The organism is Pseudomonas sp. NPDC089407, assembly GCF_044900445.1.
Classification (GTDB): Bacteria; Pseudomonadota; Gammaproteobacteria; order Pseudomonadales; family Pseudomonadaceae; genus Aquipseudomonas.
The window spans coordinates 41020-57958 of the sequence record NZ_JBJDNB010000001.1; the positions used below are offsets into that span (position 1 = coordinate 41020).

The following is a 16939-nucleotide window of genomic DNA, read 5'->3' on the forward strand; positions in this document are numbered from 1 at the left end:
GCAGCGCCTATCAGATCGAGCGCCGCGCGGGCGGCGCTCGATCTCAACCCCACCACAAAAACCAAGGCATGCACCTAGCAGCACCAACCGCCGCTCAAGTACAGTCTGCCCATGGACAAATACGCCCCCCGCCAGTGGCTCCCCCACGAAAAGCCCAGCCTGCCGGGCTCCCCTTCCACGCCCCTGCATTCGCCAGGTAAACGCCTGGCCTACGGCGTGGTCGGCCTGCTGGTGGCAATCACCGGCGGCCTGGGCAATGCACTGGTCACCGCCAACCTGGTATTTCTGCAGGGCGCACTGGGCGCGACCACGGCGGAAATGGCCTGGTTGCCGGCCGCGTATGTGATGACCAACGTGTCGATCAACCTGTTGCTGGTGAAGTTCCGCCAGCAGTACGGCCTACGGGCCTTCACCGAGGTGTTCCTGGTGCTGTACGCCCTGGTCACCTTCGCCCACTTGCTGGTCAACGACCTCAACTCGGCCATTGCCGTGCGCGCAGCCCACGGCATGGTCGGCGCGGCGCTCAGCTCGCTGGGGCTGTACTACATGATCCAGGCCTTCCCGGCGCAATGGCGGTTGAAGGCCATGGTGCTTGGCCTGGGTGCCTCGCAGCTGGCCTTGCCGCTGGCGCGGATATTTTCCGAAGACTTGCTGCAGATCGCCGAATGGCGCGGGCTGTACCTGTTCGAGCTAGGGCTGGCACTGGCGGCGCTAGGGTCTGTGCTGATGCTCAAGCTACCGCCCGGCGACCGTTTCAAGACCTTCGAACCACTGGACTTCCTGACCTTCACGCTGATGGCCAGCGGTACTGCCCTGCTCTGCGCCGTGTTGTCGCTGGGGCGCATCGACTGGTGGCTGGAGGCGCCGTGGATCGGCATGGCGCTGGCCGCCTCGATCGCGCTGATCTTCAGCGGCCTGGCGATCGAACACAACCGCCGCAACCCGTTGCTGATGACCCATTGGCTGGGCAGCGGCGCCATCATTCGCCTGGCCTTGTGCGTGGTATTGATCCGCATGGTCACCTCGGAACAGTCCACCGGCGCAGTCGGTTTTCTGCAAGCGCTGAACATGGGCAGCGAGCAGATGCGCACGCTGTACGCGATCATGCTGCTGGGCGCGGTGGCGGGTTTGGCCAGCAGCGCGCTCACCATCAACCCCAACCACCTGGTGATACCGCTGTTGGTCTCATTGCTGGCCATGGCCGCCGGTGCGTTCATGGACAGCAGCTCCAGCAACCTCACGCGCCCGGCACAGATGTACTTCAGCCAGTTTCTGCTGGCGTTTGGCAGCACCTTCTTCCTTGGCCCATCAATGGCCCTGGGCATCAGCCATGTGCGCGCCAACCCGCGCAACCTGGTGAGCTTTTCGGTGCTGTTCGGCATCTGCAACAACCTCGGCGGCCTGATTGGCGCCGCGCTGCTAGGCACCTTCCAGACCTGGCGGGAGAAGTTTCACTCCAGCCACCTGATGGACCGCCTCAGCTACCTGGAGCCACTGGTCAATGCACGCGTGCAAAGCGGCGGCGCCGGTTATGGCGGTATCATCGCCGACCCGGCCCTGCGCAGCGAAGCCGGCATGCGCCTGCTGGCCAGCGCGGCCACCCGCGAAGCGAATGTCATGGCCTACAACGATGTGTTCGTGCTGATCGGCAGCATCGCTATCCTGACCATGATCTGGATCTGCATCCGTAGCACCTGGCTCTGGTACGCGAAACGCCAGGCCACCTCCACCGACTCCACCCCCGGCGCGCCCACCCGATGACCGACGACACCCGTACCACGACCACCACCGCCATCGCCGAAACCCCGGAAGGCGCCACGCCACCCAGCGAACCGGGCAGCCAGGTTCGCACGCGGCGGGTGCGCATCTTGTCCTCGATAAGCTTCGCGGCCGTGGCCCTGGCCGGCATCCTGCTGGTGCTGTATGCCTGGCGGCTGCCACCGTTCAGCAGTGCCATCGAAAGCACCGAAAACGCCCTGGTCCGTGGCCAGGTAACCATCATCGGCCCGCAACTCAGTGGTTACATCGTCGATGTGCCGGTGCACGACTTCCAGTTCGTCAAGGCGGGCGACCTGCTGGTGCAACTGGACGACCGCATTTACAAGCAGCGCCTGGCCCAGGCCATTGCCCAACTGCAGCAGCAACAGGCAGCCCTGGCCAACAACCTGCAGCAGCGCAACAGTGCCGAAGCCACCATTGCCCAGCGCCAGGCAGCCATTGGCGATGCCCAGGCGCAGGCAGCCAAGGCCAAAGCCGACCTTGGCCGCAATCAGGCGCTGGTCGACGATGGCTCGGTATCACGCCGCGAACTGGACCTAGCCCGCGCCAGCAACGCGGCCGCCATCGCCAACCTGGCCCAGGCCAGGGCAGCACTGGAAATCGCCCGTCAGGACCGTGAGACCGTGGTGGTCAACCGGGCCGCACTGGAGGCGTCAGTGGAAAACGCCAAGGCAGCCGTCGAGCTGGCCCGTATCGACCTCGACAACACCCGTGTCACCGCCCCGCGCGATGGCCAGCTTGGGCAGATCGGCACGCGCCTGGGCGCTTATGTCAATTCCGGCGCGCAGTTGATGGCACTGGTGCCCGACACCCTGTGGGTGATCGCCAACATGAAGGAAACACAAATGGCCCAAGTGCGCATCGGCCAACCCGTGAGCTTTACCGTGGATGCGCTGAACCACCTGAAGCTACAGGGCCATGTACAACAGATTTCGCCGGCCACCGGTTCGGAATTCGCCTTGTTGCAGGCAGACAACGCCACCGGCAACTTCGTCAAGATTGCCCAGCGGATACCGGTGCGCATCACCGTGGATGCCGACCAGCCGCAAGCCAGGCAATTGCGGCCAGGGATGTCGGTGGTGGTCAGTATCGATACCCGTAGTCAGCATTGAGGGTGTTGCTGCTGGCCCCTTCGAGGCGTCGAACCGCCGCGAAGAGGCCGGTACAGGCTTACATCCACCAGGCCAGCACCACCGGCAACCAGGCAAACGACAGGTAGTTGATTGCAGCCCCAGGATGTCTGCCCAAGACACGTGCATGTCGCCCCCAGACTGCGGCGTCTCGTCGCACACCCAAGCCCCTTGGGCAAATCCTTGCAACCCCGTAGAATCGCGCTTCCTTTTCGCCCGTCGCCTTGAACGGTGGCAACCGGCAGCAATGACAGAGTCCGTGCCTGAACACATGAACGCACATGTGAAATAGGCTCAACCCTCCCCGCCCGGCCCATTTCCCAAAGGGTCCAGCGGTTGAGTCTTGCCCAGGTCGCATCCGTATGACCACTCGCCCCTTATCGGGTCGAGCCGGTGTGCGCGTCCGAGAAGGCGCTCATTCCGCTCATCCAACTAGAGGTACGTATGTCTCCGCGTTTGCTGGCCATGGCGCTGGCGCCCCTGCTCGGGCTGTTCATCATCGCCCTGGGCAACGGCTTCATGTCTTCCCTGACCACCCTGCGCCTGGGCGCTGCCGGTGAGTCTGCCACCACCATCGGTATCGTCTCGTCGACCTATTTCATCGGCCTGACCCTGGGTGCCATCTTCAACGACCGGCTGATCCTGCGCATCGGCCACATCCGCGCCTACACCAGCTTCGCCTCGCTGATCGCCGTGACCATCCTGTTGCAGGGGCTGTTCTACGACGTGACCTGGTGGTCGGTGCTGCGGCTGATCAACGGCTGGGCCGCGGTGGGCGTGTTCCTGGTGATCGAAAGCTGGCTGCTGCTGGCCGGTGACGCAAAAATCCGCGGCCGCCTGCTGGCACTGTACATGATCGCCTTCTATGGCGCCGGGGTCATTGCCCAGGCCGGTCTCGGCGAAATCACCCAGTTGGGCGAAACGGCACCGTTCATGCTGGCCGGCGTGCTGGCCGCGCTGTCGGTGCTGCCCATCGTGATCCTGCCACGGGTGTCGCCGCTGCTGGACCAGGTCGAACCCCTCAAACCCCGCCAACTGCTGGGGGTGGCACCTTCGGGCCTGGTTGGCTGCTTCGGCTCGGGCGTGGCAATTGCCGGCATCTATGCCCTGCTGCCGTTGTACTTGCAGCGCATTGGCCTGGCGGTAGGCGAAGTCGGCAACATGATGGCCTGGGTTATCCTCGGCGCCATGCTGCTGCAATACCCGGTCGGGCGCTGGTCCGACCGCAAGGACCGCCAGGATGTACTGATTGCCCTGGCTGCGCTGTGCGTGGTGCTGTCGCTGGTTACCGTGTTTCTGCCGTCGGACTCGTTCCTGCTGCCGGCCATGCTGTTCCTGCTCGGGGGTGGCGTGTTCACCCTGTACCCGGTAGCGGTCAGCCATGCGGCCGACCGGGCGCCGTCCGATGCGCTGGTGCCGATGATCCAGGGCCTGCTGCTGATCAACTCGCTGGGTTCGGCCATGGCGCCGCTGGCCATTTCGCCGATGATGACCGAATTTGGCGAGGCTGGGCTGTTCTGGGCGTTTGCCGTGGTCAACCTGGCCATGGTGTGCTTCTTCATGTGGCGCCGGGGCAAGCGCCCGGCGGCAGAGCACCCGGCACCGTTCGCCGCTTCGACCACCTTCTCGCCAACCGGTGCCGAGTTGCGCGTGACTGAAGACCTGATGCATGCGGCGCAGGAGCATCCGCCGCTGGAACCGGTGGAAAGCCCGGCGTCGGCGCAAGCGCAACGCCCCGAATAACTCCTCCTCCTGGCCGGTTAACGCCGGCCCCCTGTAGGAGCGGCCTTGTGTCGCGATAGGGCTGCGAAGCAGCCCCAGCAATTTGTGCATTTTTGCTGAAATCCTGGGGCTGCTTCGCAGCCCTATCGCGACACAAGGCCGCTCCTACAGAGTGCGCGAAGGTCGGCGAGATGTGCTGGTTCAATGACCACTCGTCGCCCGGAAGGCACCCCACCCTCACCGCCCAGCCAAACGAATGACAGATCATCCGCCAAGGAGACTTCCCATGATCCGCATTCGCCCTCTTTCGCTGTCCTTCGCGCTGGCACTGGCCATGCTGAGCGGCACCAGCTTCGCGGCCACCGAAAGCACCAACACCGACAGCCACCCGCAAACTGACCAAACCGGCGGCAAGACAGCCGGCGAAGGCAGCAGCGTCAATACACCTGGCGGTGCCCGGGACAATGACAGCAGCAATACCGGCACCGACTCCACCCATGACGGTGCCGCCGGTGGTTCCAACAGCACTGGCGAGGCCACCGGCTCCGGTGCCGGCGCCAGCGGGGGCAGCGCCGAGGACCAGGACAGCCACTGACGCAGGCTTGGTCTAGACTGAGCCCAACGCTCTGCCAAGGTCCCCCACATGCACTTTAAATGCTGGCTGTTCGCAGCCCTGTTGCCGTGCACCGCCCTGGCTGCCGGCAGCAACCAGGGCGCGCTGTCGATCAGTTCGTCATCATTCACCGACGGCGGCACTATCGCCTTGCAGCAGGTTGGCCTGGATCCGGCCTGCGGCGCAGGCGAAGAGCGCACCCCGCAGCTGAGCTGGAAAAACCTGCCCGAGGGGACCCGGTCGCTGGCCCTGATCATGTTCGATCCGGACGGAGGCAAGGGCATTGGCGTGGTGCACTGGCTCGCCTATAACATCGACCCCGAGCAGGATGGGCTCAAAGAAGGCATGGCCGGGCTGAGCGGGCAATATGTCACCGTCGGCCGCAACTCCCGCGGTACCCTCAGTTACCGCGGCCCTTGCCCACCCGCCGGTGATAACCCGCACCATTACGCGTTGACCCTGGTCGCCACCGACCTGCCGCTGGGCACCCTGCCCGAAGGCCTGGACCGCAACGGGCTGCTGGAACTGCTGCAGGGCCATGCACTGGGCGCGCAGAGCCTGATCGGGCGCTATGGGCATTGAACCAACCAGTACAAAAATAAATGACTTACTTCATAGTATTTATCCATTGAATGCCCCGGGCGAAGTGAAGTAAGCTCGGGCTCATTCACTGGAGAGCAACATGCCAACACACACCCGCAACCACGCCAACCACACCGGTCGCAGCCTGCGCCCAGTGCTGGCCGTTGCCGGCTGCGTGGCACCTGCCAGCTATTACTTTGGGTATTGGTTTAGCCACTAGGCGCCGATACCCACACGGCGCCCACCTTCGAGGGGCCGCCGAACATGAGAATACTCAAACCCCCGGTCGGCTTCCCGACCGGGGGTTTTGCTTTTCAGGCCTTGAACAACACCGATTCACATTGAGGACAGATTCATGAACTACGCCACTTATTACTGCGCAAACACCTCTGCCTGGCGATTTAGCCAATCCCGTTCGGGCCAGCCTGCCGCCTCCGATCGGTCCTGCACAGGTGGCAATGCAGTAGCCAATACCAATTCAACGATCTGTCGAACACCTCGATAGGGCCGACCGCGCGGGCCAGAACCCGCCGTCCGCCCAGGGAAAAACGCCATGCAAGCTTCCAGCCTCGCCCTGCCCCTGACCCAGCCGCAAGCGGCCAACACCACCGTCAGCAAGCGCCTGCCCAGCCCGCACCTGCTCAAACAGCAAATGCCGCTGTCCAGCGAACTGGCCCAGCAAGTCCAGGCCCACCGCCAGGCCATCCGCAACATTCTCGAAGGCCGTGATCCGCGCTTGCTGGTCATCGTTGGCCCGTGCTCGATCCACGACCCTCGCTCGGCCCTGGAATACGCCGACCGCCTGGCCGCCCTCAGCCGCGAAGTCGATGACAAGCTACTGCTGGTGATGCGCGCCTACGTCGAAAAACCGCGTACCACCGTGGGCTGGAAAGGCCTGGCCTACGACCCGCATCTGGATGGCAGCGACGACATGCACTCGGGTATTGCCTTGTCCCGCGGGCTGATGCTGAGCATGATCGAACGCGGCCTGCCAGTTGCCACCGAACTGCTGCAACCGATGGCCGCCGGCTACTTCGACGACCTGCTGGCCTGGGCTGCCATTGGCGCGCGCACCACCGAATCGCAGGTCCACCGGGAAATGGTCAGCGGCCTGGAGCTGCCAGTCGGTTTCAAGAACGGCACCGACGGCGGCATTGCCATCGCCAGCGACGCCATGCGCAGCGCCGCCCACCCGCACCGCCACTTCGGCATGGATGCGCAGGGCCACCCGGCAATCATCGAGACCCTGGGCAACCCGGACACTCACCTGGTGCTGCGCGGCGGCCACAAAGGCCCGAACTACGATGCCGACAGCATCGCCATGGCCCGCCAGGCACTGGCCAAGGTCGGCTTGCAGGCACGGATCATGGTGGATTGCAGCCACGCCAACAGTGGCAAGGACCCGACGCGCCAGCCTGCGGTCTTCAACGAGGTGCTGGAGCAGCGCCTGGGCGGCGACCGCTCGCTGGTTGGCGTGATGATCGAAGGTCACCTGTTCGACGGTTGCCAGACGCTGGGCAAGGGCGCACTGAAATACGGCGTGTCGATCACCGATGGCTGCCTGGGCTGGGCCTCGACCGAAGCGCTGTTGCGCGAGGCGGCACAAAAACTCTAGGCCCATGGCTGCAAGCCTGGCGAGACATACCCCGGACAAGTGCGCTAGGCTTGCGTTTTTACCCCAAGGAGCAGTACCCATGGCCCGTGCAACCGCCCGCCACATCCTCGTTGCCAGCGAAGACAAGTGCAACGAACTGAAAGCCCAGATCGAAGCAGGCGCCGACTTCGCAGAAATCGCCAAAGCCAACTCCACCTGCCCTTCCAGCCGCCAGGGCGGTGACCTGGGCTCGTTCGGCCCAGGCCAGATGGTCAAGGAATTCGACACCGTGGTGTTCAGCGCCCCGGTCAACACCGTGCAAGGCCCGGTGAAAACCCAGTTCGGTTACCACCTGCTGGAAGTGACCAGCCGCCAGGACTAAGTAGCCAGTAGCTGCTCATGTCCCCTGTAGGAGCGGGTTCACCCGCGAATGCGTCCGTTCACGCAACGACGTTGCCTGATCTGGCGCATTCGCGGGTAAACCCGCTCCTACAGGTCCTGTGTTGCCTGTTCCTGCTTTTTTTTGCCTTCAATAGCCAGGCTGCCCCCACCCACGCCCTCACTGTCTACGGCGAAGCCCCCCGCTACCCCACCACGTTCCAGCACTTCGACTACGTCAACCCCGACGCCCCCAAAGGCGGCGTCCTGCGCCGCTCGGCCATCGAAATCGGCCAGTTCGACCATATCCTGCCCTATATCGACAAAGGCATCGGCGTCAGTGAAGTCGATGGCCTGCTGTACGCGCCGCTTGCCGTGCGCTCATTCGACGAACCCTATACCGTCTACGGCCTGATCGCCCGGCGCATGGAGCGTGGGCCGGACGACGCCTGGCTGCGCTTCGACATCGACCCGCGCGCCACGTTCGCCGATGGCAAACCGGTACGCGCCGAGGACGTGCGCTTTACCTACGAACTGCTGATGAGCAAAGGCAGCCTCAAGTACCGCACCCAGTTCGCCGATGTTACCGGGGTGACCGTGGAAGGCCCGCACAGCGTGCGCTTCGACTTCAAACCCGGCCACGGCCGCACCTTGGCGCTGGACCTGGCCAGCCTGCCGGTAATGCCCGAGCACGACTGGCAGCGGCGCGATTTTGCCAACGGTGCCGGCTTCGATAAACCAGTCGGCAGCGGGCCCTACCGCATCGGCCAAATCGACAACGGTCGCAGCATCACCTTCGAGCGCGCCCCCAACTGGTGGGCGCGTGACCTGCCAGCCAGCCGTGGGCGCTACAATTTCGCCAAGCTGCGCATCGAGTACTTCGGCGACACCGAAGTGGCGCGCCAGGTGCTCAAGGGCGGTGGCTACGACTATAACCGCGAGTTTTCCGCCACCGCCTATACCCTGGGCTACAACGGTGCGCAACTGGACGACGGCCGCCTGCAACGCGCCCACCTGGGCCCGGCCAAGCCGCAGGTGGCCCAGGGGTTCGTGTTCAACCTCGACCAGCCACAGTTCAAGGACCGCCGCGTGCGCCAGGCGCTGGGCATGCTGTGGGACTTCGAGTGGAGCAACCGGCAGATGATGCGCAATCTGTACATTCGCCAGCAAAGCCTGTTCTCCAACACCCCGTTGGCCGCCCGCCAACTGCCGGATGCCGGTGAGCTGAAGCTGCTCGAACCGCTGCGCGGCAAAGTACCGGACGAAGTCTTCACGACCGTGTTCACGGCCCCGGTCACCGATGGCTCGGGCATCATTCGCAAGCAGCAGCTGCAGGCCCTGGCCCTGCTCGAGCAAGCCGGCTGGCACCCCGAGGGTGACCGCCTGGTGAACAGCGAAGGCACACCGCTGGCGTTCACCTTCCTCAATGGCCAGGCAGGCCTGGAGCGCCTGCTGCTACCGTGGAAGCGCAACCTGGCGCAGATCGGCGTGACTCTGAACATCCGCAACGTCGACTCGGCCCAGTACGTCAACCGGCTGATGGCCCGCGATTACGACATGATCGTCACCGGCTACCCGGTCACCTTGTCGCCCGGTGCCGAACTGTACAACTACTTTGGCGCGGCCGCCGCCCATGACCCTGGTTCGAACAACCTGATGGTGCTGCAGGACCCGGCCGTGGACCGCCTGATCGATGGCCTGGTTCGCGCCAGCAGCCAAGCCGACATGCTGCACCACGCCCATGCCCTGGACCGGGTACTGCAATGGAACTACTACTGGATCCCCAACTACTACCCGCCGGGCAGCTCTACCGTGTGGTGGAACCGCTTTGGCCTGCCCAAGGTCCAGGCCACCTATGACGAAGGCCTGGACACCTGGTGGGAAGTCAGCTCGACTGGACTGACCAATGAGCAAATGGCCGAACGACGGAAGCCAGCCCCATGACCAGCTACGTGCTGCGCCGCCTGCTGCTGATCATCCCGACCCTGTTGGCGATCCTGCTGGTCAACTTCGTCATCGTCCAGGCCGCGCCGGGTGGCCCGGTGGAACAGGCCGTGGCGCGCCTGCAGGGCATTGGTGGTGGCGCACCCGGCGCACGGGCCGAGGTGGTCCATGGTGAGTCGCGTGCCACCCGCGGCCTGGACCCGAAACTGATCGAAGAAATAAAACGCCAGTACGGTTTTGACAAAACCGCCCCGCAGCGGCTGTGGCTGATGCTCAGCCAGTACGCCCGCCTGGACTTCGGTAACAGCTTCTTCCGTGGCGCCAAGGTGACCGACCTGATCCTCGACAAATTGCCGGTGACGCTCTCGCTGGGTTTCTGGGCAACCCTGATCACCTACCTGGTGTCGATCCCGCTGGGCATCCGCAAGGCCGTGCGCCACGGCAGCCGCTTCGATGCCTGGAGCAGCGCGCTGATCGTGATCGGTTACGCCCTGCCCTCGTTCCTGTTCGCCCTGCTGCTGATCGTGCTGTTCGCCGGCGGCACGTCGCTGAACTGGTTCCCGGTGCGCGGCCTGGTCTCGGACAACTTCGACGAGCTGAGCCTGCTGGGCAAGGTTGCCGACTACTTCTGGCACTTGGTGCTGCCGGTCGGGGCGTTGGTGATTGGCGGCTTCGCCACCCTCACCTTACTGACCAAGAATGCCTTCCTCGACGAGATCTCCCGCCAGTACGTGGTCACCGCCCGTGCCAAGGGCCTCAGCGAGCGACGGGTGCTGTACGGCCATGTACTGCGCAATGCCATGCTCCTGGTCGTGGCCGGGCTGCCGCAGGCGCTGATCACGGTGTTCTTTGCCGGCTCGTTGCTGATCGAGGTGATCTTCTCGCTCGATGGCCTGGGCCGCATGAGCTACGAGGCCGCCGTGTCGCGGGATTACCCGGTGGTGTTCGGCACGCTGTTCATCTTTACCTTGGCGGGCCTGCTGATCCGCCTGATCGGTGACCTGTCGTACACCCTGCTCGACCCGCGCATCGACTTCGACACGAGGGCGCACTGATGCTGTCGCCGGTATCGCGTCGCCGCCTGCACCGTTTTCGCCGCAACCGCCTTGGCTGGGTCTCGCTGTGGCTGTTTGCCGGCCTGCTGTTGCTGAGCCTGGGTGCCGAGCTGGTGGCCAACGACAAGCCCTTGCTGCTGGCTTACAAGGGCGAGTTGTACGTGCCGGCGCTCAAGCGCTACACCGAGCAGGAATTTGGCGGCCAACTGCCGTTCCAGCCCGACTACCGCAGTGCTTATGTGCGCCAATTGATCGAGGACCAGGGCGGCTGGATGCTGTTCGCGCCCATCCCGTTCAGCGCCGATACCCCCAACTATGACCTGCAAGTGCCTACGCCCAGCCCGCCGAGCGCAAGCAACTGGCTGGGCACCGATGACCAGGGCCGCGATGTGCTGGCGCGGGTGTTGTACGGCACGCGGGTATCATTGCTGTTCGCCTTCGCCCTCACCGTGGTCAGTGTGCTCATCGGCGTCGTCGCGGGTGCCCTGCAGGGCTACCACGGCGGCTGGGTCGACCTGCTCGGCCAACGCTTGCTGGAGGTGTGGTCGGGGCTGCCGGTGTTGTACCTGCTGATCATCCTCAGCGGTTTTGTCGAACCGGACTTCTGGTGGCTGCTGGGGATCATGGCGCTGTTTTCCTGGCTGACCCTGGTCGACGTGGTGCGCGCCGAGTTCCTGCGTGGGCGTAACCTGGAATATGTGAAAGCCGCCCGGGCGCTGGGCTTGCCGGACAGCCAGGTGATGCTGCGGCATATCCTGCCCAATGCCATGAATGCCACCCTGACCTATGTGCCGTTCATGCTGACCGGGGCAGTTACCACGCTTACGGCGCTGGATTTCCTGGGCTTCGGCATGCCGGCCGGCAGTGCCTCGCTGGGTGAACTGGTGACCCAGGGCAAGCAGCACCTGGAGGCGCCGTGGCTGGGCTTTACCGCGTTCTTTGCGCTGGCGGTGATCCTGTCGCTGCTGGTGTTTATCGGGGATGCCTTGCGGGAGGCGTTTGATCCCAGAGGCTAGGTTAAGTGAACCTTTAAGGAGCATTACATGACCTTCAACGGCAAGACTGCACTCGTCACCGGCTCCACCAGCGGCATCGGCCTGGGCATTGCCCAGGTACTGGCCCGCGCGGGCGCCAACATCGTGCTCAACGGCTTTGGCGACCCCGCACCAGCGCTGGCCGAGATTGCCCGGCACGGGGTGAAGGTAATCCATCACCCGGCCGATCTGTCGGACGTAGCCCAGATCGAAGCGCTGTTCGCCCTGGCTGATCGCGAGTTCGGTGGCGTCGACATTCTGGTCAACAACGCTGGTATCCAGCATGTGGCGCCGGTCGAGCAGTTCCCGGTCGAGAGCTGGGACAAGATCATCGCCCTCAACCTGTCGGCGGTGTTCCATGGCACGCGCCTGGCGCTGCCGGGCATGCGTGCGCGCAACTGGGGGCGGATCATAAACATCGCTTCGGTGCATGGCCTGGTCGGTTCTACCGGCAAGGCGGCCTATGTGGCGGCCAAGCATGGCGTGGTCGGCCTGACCAAGGTGGTGGGCCTGGAAACGGCTACCAGCCAGGTCACCTGCAATGCCATCTGCCCCGGCTGGGTGCTGACCCCGCTGGTGCAGAAACAGATCGACGATCGTGCGGCCAACGGTGGCGATCCGCTGCAAGCGCAGCACGATCTGCTGGCAGAGAAACAACCCTCGGTGGCCTTCGTTACCCCCGAGCACCTCGGTGAGCTGGTACTATTCCTGTGTAGCGAGGCCGGTAGCCAGGTTCGTGGTGCCGCCTGGAATGTTGATGGTGGCTGGTTGGCCCAGTGACGGTCGGTCTGGGCCTGGTGGTGGTCTCGCATTCGTTTATCTGCAAGGAGGCCTTATGCGCCCTACCCCAATGACCGCGATTCTGGCCCTGACCCTGGCTGCCGCTGCGCAGGCATCAGCAGCCAGCTTGAAGGACGTCGCGCCCTACCCCGAGGCCGAAAAAGGCTTCACCCGGCAGGTTATCCACCTGCCGGCCCAGGCTGACGAATCGGCCTATCAACTGGAAATACTCGCCGGCAAGACCCTGCAGGTGGACTGCAACCGCCAACGCCTGGGCGGCAAACTCGAGGAACGTACCTTGGAAGGCTGGGGTTATAACTACTACCGCCTGGACAAGGTCAGCGGCCCGGCCAGCACCCTGATGGCCTGCCCGGACGGCAAGAAGACCAAGGCCTTCGTGCCGGTGGTGGGTGAAGGCTTCATGCTGCGTTACAACAGCAAGCTGCCTGTGGTGGTGTATGTGCCCAAGGATGTCGAGGTGCGCTACCGCGTGTGGTCGGCGTCGCAGGACGTGCAAAAGGCTAAAGTAGAGTAACGTGCCCCCCCTGCTGCCTGAAGCTTGGCGCGGTCCCTGTAGGAGCGGCCTTGCGTCGCGATGGGCCGTGCAACGGCCCCGGCAATCTCGGCTGCGAAGCTGAAAATTTGGGGCCGCTTTGCGGCCCATCGCGACGCAAGGCCGCTCCTACAGGGAGTGCGCAATCGCCTTCAGGTAATGCCTTCAGGCATAATGCGCGCCTTTTTGCCCACGAAGCACAGGTACGCCCCATGAAAGCCCAAGCCCGCCACATCCTGGTCAAAACCGCTGACGAAGCCGAAAAGCTCAAGCAGCGCATCGCCAACGGCGAAGCTTTCGACGTACTGGCGAAAAAGTTCTCTACCTGCCCTTCGGGCAAACGCGGCGGCGACCTGGGCGAGGTCCGCCCCGGGCAGATGGTTGGCGTCATTGACCAGGTGATATTCAAGAAGCCCCTGCGCGTGGTGCATGGCCCGATCAAGAGCAAATTCGGTTACCACCTGGTGCAAACCTTCTATCGCGATTGATAGCCCTGGGCCACCTAGCATTTTTGCCAGTTGCCCCCTCTGCGCACAATCCATACAACTCAGGCAGGGCCGAAGCCGCCGCACTGGCGTTGCTTCAGGTAGTGGTCCTTTCAATGGACACGGAGACCTGCCTATGCGCTGCCCCCGCTTGCTACTGCCTGTTGCATTCCCCCTGCTGACCCTGCCTTTGCTAACCCATGGCCAATCCCTGACCGTTTCACCGGGTGAGAACCTGGGTGCCCTCGTGCAAACGTCGGCTGCTGACACCTTCATTCTCAACGGGGGTGCGGTGCAGTCATTACAACAAGGCGATGGTGAGGACACGTTCACCATGTCTGGCGGCACGCTAGGGTCATTGAACCAAGGCGGCCACATGGACACATTCACTATGACAGGGGGTACCATCACGGGCGCTTTTGAAGATGGTGATACAGCGTGGTTCAAAGGTGGCAGCATTGGCCGGGTAGACCTCAAGCTTGCCGATAACTTCTTTGAAATGTCCGAGGACACCAAGACAACGGGTACCCAAACAACCGTTATTGGTAACGTGGTCAGCGGCCTTGGCAATGACACGATCATCGTGACTGGCGGCACCATCGGTGGGGATATCAGCACCAGCAGCGGCGTCGACAAGATCACCATCAGCGGCGGTACCCTCAAAGGCGAGATAAGGGCCGGTAACGATAACGACGTGTTTACCTGGACCGGTGGCCAGATCGGCGAACGGGTCGACATGGGCAATGGCGATGATACCGCCACTGTCAGTACGTTCGACTTGAGCAACTCAAGCGTTGCCCTCGACGGCGGTACCGGGACCGACACTCTGACATTCGAACAGGCCAAGCTGGGCAAAGGCGCCCTGTATGTCAATTGGGAGTCCATCAGCCTGAACAAGGGCAGCCAGCTCACTCTCGACGACACCTTGACATTGGGCGACCTGGGTACCGATCAACCACGAGCAATCGCCGCGACGGGTACGGGCACCCTGAACATTGATGCGACCAGCACACTATTCAGTCGGCAAGGCGGTATCGTCAGCATCCAGGATGGCAACAAGGCGTCGGTGGTAAACGCTGGCATCATCGATCTCAGGGGTAAGCATGCCAACGGCAGTCTGACTATCCAGGGCAACTACACCGGCAACAACGGTACCCTACTCCTGAACAGCGAGCTGGCCGGCGATCACGCTCCCTCCGACCGCTTGGTGGTCAGCCGTGGAGCCATCGGCGGCTCTACCAAATTACTCATCAACAACCTCGAAGGTACGGGTGCGGCGACTACCCAAAACGGCATCCTGGTCGTTGAAGCACAAAACGGCGCGACCAGTACCAGCACCGCCTTCATCCAGCCCCAGACGCTTTCGGTGGGGGCCTACGACTACCGGCTGTTCAAAGGCGGTGTAACAGCGGGCAGCGAAAACAGCTGGTACCTACGTTCGACGCTGGTCGCACCACCCGCGCCGGCCCCAGTGCCGGCGCCAGGCGAGCCGACACAGCCAACAGAGCCGGGCGAGCCACCCGTGATCGCGCCAGCCGCCACCCCACCGGTCGCCGCCCCTGCACCCGGCCAGGTCGACCTGCCGGCACCGGTGCAAGGCGAAAGCCTGCCGCTGTATCGCCCAGAAGTGCCGGTGTATGCCGCAATACCGCGGGGTGCCGCGATCATCGCCCGCCAGGCACTGGGCACGTTCCACCAGCGCCAAGGCGACCAGCAATTGCTCCAGGGTAAAGGTGGCCTGCCTGCCAGTTGGGGCCAGGCCTACGGCGGCGCGCTGCGCCAGCAATGGAGCGGCACGGTCAGCCCGAGCCTGGATGGCGACCTGTATGGCTTCAAGGTCGGCCAGGACCTGTACGCCATGGTTGGTGACAACGGTTATCGCCAGCATGTCGGCTTCTACGTCGGCCATAGCCGCCAGGACGCCGACGTCAAAGGCTTCGCCCTGGCCGTGCAAAACCGCAGCGTCGGTGACCTGAAACTCGATGGCGACAGCGTCGGTACCTACTGGACGCTGGTCGGCCCTCAAGGCGCCTACCTGGATGCCGTGCTGCAGTACACCAGCCTCGATGGCCGGGCGCGCTCCGACCGTGGCGACAAACTGAACATCGACGGCCACGCCTGGACCGCTTCGCTGGAGTCCGGTTACCCGATCGCCCTGTCCGAGCGCTGGACCCTGGAGCCACAAGCCCAACTGATCGCGCAGAAGGTCTCGCTGGACAGCGCCAACGACAGTGTCTCGCACGTCGGCTACGATGCTCAGGTCGAACTGACCGGCCGCTTGGGGGTACGCCTGGAGGGTGCGTTCAAAGGCAGCAGCAACCGCCTGTTACAGCCCTATGCGCAGCTCAACCTGTGGCACGGCGACGGTGGCCGCGACACCTTGACCTTCGACGGCGTCGACAAGATCAAGACCGACTACCGCTACACCTCGGTGCAACTGGAAAGCGGCCTGGTGGCGCAGGTCAGCAAAGCTTTAAGCCTGCATGGCGGCGTGCAGTACACCACCAACCTGGACAGCCGCCAGCAGGAAGCCAGCGGCGTGAACCTGGGCGTGCGCTGGCAGTTCTAGCGGCGTGCAGCCAGCAGACCGAGGCCGGCGCAGCCCAGCAGGGAGGCGCTGACCCGGTTGAACAGGCGCCGCGGGCCGGGCTGGCTGAACCAGCGCTGCATGTAGGCACCCAGGCCCGAATAGATGGCAATGGCCGCCCACTCCAGCAGCAGGAACAACCCGCCCAGCCAAAGGAACTGCTCGCTCACCGGCGTAGCGCTGCCCACCGAGACGAACTGCGGCAGGAAGGCGGTGAAGATAAGGATGGCCTTGGGGTTGCCGGCTGCCACCCAAAACTCCTGGCGTGCCAGCCGCCAGGTGCCGCGCGGGTGGTCGCTGGCCACCACGGCCTCACCCACTGGGGCACGCCACAGTTGCCAAGCGATGTAGAACAGGTACACGGCGCCCACTACCTTGATCGCCAGGAACAGGTATTCGCTGGTGTGCAGCACCACGGCCAGGCCCATGGCCGCCAGGGCGATCATGCCGCTGAAGGCCAGGATGCGCCCGCCGCCTGCCACACAGGCGGTGCGCAGGCCATAGCGGCTGGCGTTGTGCAGCGACAGCAGGTTGTTCGGCCCCGGAGCCATGTTCAGGGCGAAGCAGGCGGGGATGAAGAGCAGCAGGCTGGAAAAGTCCATTCTTGTTTTCCTCGGGCAACAGGCGTCTATTTCGGCGTGTGCAGGGCCTTGCGGTCAAGTTACAGCCAGCGATAAAAACTGTACGGGTGCGTGACAACTGT

Annotated in this window: 15 protein-coding genes; 14 read left to right on the forward strand and 1 reads right to left on the reverse strand. The window is 63.9% G+C overall.

Going from position 1 to position 16939, the window contains the following annotated elements; genetic code table 11:
* Positions 1-111: 111 nt before the first annotated feature.
* The 14 genes from ACI2KG_RS00165 to ACI2KG_RS00230 all read left to right on the forward strand — a co-directional run bounded on the left by ACI2KG_RS00165 (position 112) and on the right by ACI2KG_RS00230 (position 16218).
* Positions 112-1761 carry an MFS transporter gene (locus ACI2KG_RS00165; RefSeq protein WP_404660290.1) on the forward strand — a complete coding sequence of 550 codons (1650 nt, stop codon included), beginning with the start codon at positions 112-114 and terminating at the stop codon, positions 1759-1761.
* On the forward strand, positions 1758-2891 hold the full coding sequence (locus tag ACI2KG_RS00170) for an HlyD family secretion protein (protein ID WP_404660291.1): 1134 nt from the start codon (positions 1758-1760) through the stop codon (positions 2889-2891). The genes ACI2KG_RS00165 and ACI2KG_RS00170 overlap by 4 nt, the downstream gene beginning before the upstream one ends.
* A 462-nt stretch (positions 2892-3353) precedes the next feature.
* Positions 3354-4652 (forward strand): MFS transporter, encoded by a 1299-nt coding sequence (locus tag ACI2KG_RS00175; RefSeq protein ID WP_404660292.1) that lies wholly within the window; start codon positions 3354-3356, stop codon positions 4650-4652.
* A 265-nt stretch (positions 4653-4917) separates the two neighbouring features.
* Positions 4918-5226, forward strand: coding sequence for a hypothetical protein (locus ACI2KG_RS00180; RefSeq protein ID WP_404660293.1), 309 nt, complete (start codon positions 4918-4920; stop codon positions 5224-5226).
* Between the two features lie 48 nt (positions 5227-5274).
* Positions 5275-5826, forward strand: a complete 552-nt coding sequence (locus ACI2KG_RS00185) for a YbhB/YbcL family Raf kinase inhibitor-like protein (protein WP_404660294.1) — start codon at positions 5275-5277, stop codon at positions 5824-5826.
* A 553-nt stretch (positions 5827-6379) separates the two neighbouring features.
* Positions 6380-7441: a 3-deoxy-7-phosphoheptulonate synthase gene (locus ACI2KG_RS00190; protein WP_404660295.1), complete on the forward strand. Its 1062-nt coding sequence runs from the start codon at positions 6380-6382 to the stop codon at positions 7439-7441.
* A gap of 79 nt (positions 7442-7520) precedes the next feature.
* On the forward strand, positions 7521-7802 hold the full coding sequence (locus ACI2KG_RS00195) for a peptidylprolyl isomerase (protein ID WP_009686645.1): 282 nt from the start codon (positions 7521-7523) through the stop codon (positions 7800-7802).
* Between the two features lie 11 nt (positions 7803-7813).
* Complete coding sequence (locus tag ACI2KG_RS00200; protein WP_404660596.1) at positions 7814-9742, forward strand: extracellular solute-binding protein; 1929 nt, start codon at positions 7814-7816, stop codon at positions 9740-9742.
* A complete protein-coding gene (locus ACI2KG_RS00205; protein ID WP_400615844.1) occupies positions 9739-10797 on the forward strand; it encodes a microcin C ABC transporter permease YejB in 1059 nt (352 codons plus the stop codon). Before ACI2KG_RS00200 ends, ACI2KG_RS00205 begins: the two co-directional genes overlap by 4 nt.
* The gene (locus tag ACI2KG_RS00210; RefSeq protein ID WP_404660296.1) at positions 10797-11813 is read left to right on the forward strand and encodes an ABC transporter permease; all 1017 of its coding nucleotides are present in this window, start codon (positions 10797-10799) and stop codon (positions 11811-11813) included. Before ACI2KG_RS00205 ends, ACI2KG_RS00210 begins: the two co-directional genes overlap by 1 nt.
* A 27-nt stretch (positions 11814-11840) precedes the next feature.
* On the forward strand, positions 11841-12611 hold the full coding sequence (gene hbdH, locus ACI2KG_RS00215) for a 3-hydroxybutyrate dehydrogenase (protein WP_404660297.1): 771 nt from the start codon (positions 11841-11843) through the stop codon (positions 12609-12611).
* Between the two features lie 55 nt (positions 12612-12666).
* The gene (gene eco, locus ACI2KG_RS00220; RefSeq protein WP_201207465.1) at positions 12667-13146 is read left to right on the forward strand and encodes a serine protease inhibitor ecotin; all 480 of its coding nucleotides are present in this window, start codon (positions 12667-12669) and stop codon (positions 13144-13146) included.
* Between the two features lie 230 nt (positions 13147-13376).
* Positions 13377-13652 carry a peptidylprolyl isomerase gene (locus ACI2KG_RS00225; protein WP_404660298.1) on the forward strand — a complete coding sequence of 92 codons (276 nt, stop codon included), beginning with the start codon at positions 13377-13379 and terminating at the stop codon, positions 13650-13652.
* 133 nt (positions 13653-13785) lie between these two features.
* The gene (locus ACI2KG_RS00230) at positions 13786-16218 is read left to right on the forward strand and encodes an autotransporter outer membrane beta-barrel domain-containing protein (protein ID WP_404660299.1); all 2433 of its coding nucleotides are present in this window, start codon (positions 13786-13788) and stop codon (positions 16216-16218) included.
* Here ACI2KG_RS00230 and ACI2KG_RS00235 read toward each other — a convergent pair.
* A complete protein-coding gene (locus tag ACI2KG_RS00235; RefSeq protein WP_404660300.1) occupies positions 16215-16838 on the reverse strand; it encodes a LysE family translocator in 624 nt (207 codons plus the stop codon). The genes ACI2KG_RS00230 and ACI2KG_RS00235 overlap by 4 nt on opposite strands.
* Positions 16839-16939: the final 101 nt, after the last annotated feature.